At 66.6% G+C, this 1,396-nt stretch carries 1 protein-coding gene; it reads left to right on the forward strand.

The window, feature by feature from the left end; translation table 11 throughout:
* The first annotated feature begins 89 nt into the window (after window positions 1-89).
* Window positions 90-1,361 carry an IS256 family transposase gene (locus tag ACFY2Z_RS41675; protein ID WP_390749201.1) on the forward strand — a complete coding sequence of 424 codons (1,272 nt, stop codon included), beginning with the start codon at window positions 90-92 and terminating at the stop codon, window positions 1,359-1,361.
* The last annotated feature ends 35 nt before the right edge of the window (window positions 1,362-1,396 follow it).

Below are 1,396 nucleotides of genomic sequence, written 5' to 3' on the forward strand. Positions count from 1 at the left end.
GAGCGTGTCTGAAAGATCGTGTAAGTCCGTGATGTGACAGGCTGGCCGAGGCCCAGCCCTGGAGCCTTGACCAGCCGGGACGGACGGACATGGCAGACAAGGAAACCCCGGCCGCCGAGGCGGTCGAGCAGAAGCTGGTGGACGAGGTCGTCGAGCGGCTGATGGATCGTGCCGACGCCTCAGGGGCGGCCCTGCTGGGCGAGGGCGGGCTGCTGACCGAGGTGACCCGTGCGGTGCTGGAGCGTGCCCTGGAAGCCGAGATGACCGAGCACCTGGGTTACGAGAAGCACGATCCGGCGGGCCGCGGCTCGGGCAACAGCCGCAATGGCACCTCGCCGAAGACCGTGCTTACCGACGCGGGTGCGGTGACGGTGGCGGTTCCGCGGGATCGCGAGGGGTCCTTCGAGCCGCAGCTGGTGCCCAAGCACGCGAGGCGGCTGGCGGGGTTCGACGAGCGGATCCTGTCGCTCTACGCCCGTGGCATGAGCGTGCGCGACATCCGTTCGCACCTGGCCGGCGTCTATGGCGTGGAGGTCTCACCGGACCTGATCAGCAAGGTCACCGATGCCGTCGCCGACGAGCTCGCCGCCTGGCAGAACCGGCCGCTGGACGCGGTCTGGCCGATCATCTACATCGACGCCCTATGGATCAAGATCCGTTCTGGATCGGTGGTTTCCAGGCCGGTCTACCTCGCCGTAGGCGTCGACATGGACGGCCGCAAGGACGTCCTCGGCCTGTGGGTCGGCGACGGAGGCGAAGGCGCCACGACCTGGATGACGGTGCTCACCGAACTGCGCAACCGCGGGGTGGAGGACGTGTGCATCGTCGCCTGCGACGGACTCAAGGGCCTCCCCGAGGCCGTCACTGCGACCTGGCCCAGGGCGACGGTCCAAACGTGCGTGATCCACTTGATTCGGGCCTCGCTCCGTCTCACGTCGAGCCGTGACCACCCCAAGCTCGTTCCGGCGTTGAAGGCGATCTACACGTCGCCGACCGAACAGGCCGCCGAGCAGGCACTGGAGGAGTTCACCGCCTCGGAGCTGGGCCAACGCTACCCGGCGGTCGTGCGGACCTGGCAGGCCGCGTGGAGCGAGTTCACGCCTTACCTGGCATTCCCTCCGGAGATAAGGAAGGTCGTCTATTCGACGAACCTGATCGAATCGATCAACGCCCGGCTGCGGAAGACCACCCGCAACCGCGGGCATTTCCCCTCTGAACAGGCCGCGCTGAAGGTGCTCTACCTCGCGGTGCGCGAGCTGATCACCCCCAAGGCGAGCGATGTCAACCACGTCGCTGCACACTGGAAGAAGGCGCTGAACCAGTTCTCACTGTTCTTCGAGGACCGGCTCAACACCAGGTAACCCCCGGGGACTTACACAAAGTCACTGACACGTCC

It is taken from the genome of Streptomyces sp. NPDC001222 (assembly GCF_042896945.1).
In the GTDB taxonomy this organism is placed as follows: Bacteria; Actinomycetota; Actinomycetes; order Streptomycetales; family Streptomycetaceae; genus Streptomyces; species Streptomyces gibsoniae.

Bases quoted from the DNA above. Each gene is read 5' to 3' on its own strand.
- ACFY2Z_RS41675 (WP_390749201.1), top strand. From the start codon at position 90: ATGGCAGACAAGGAAACCCCGGCCGCCGAGGCGGTCGAGCAGAAGCTG.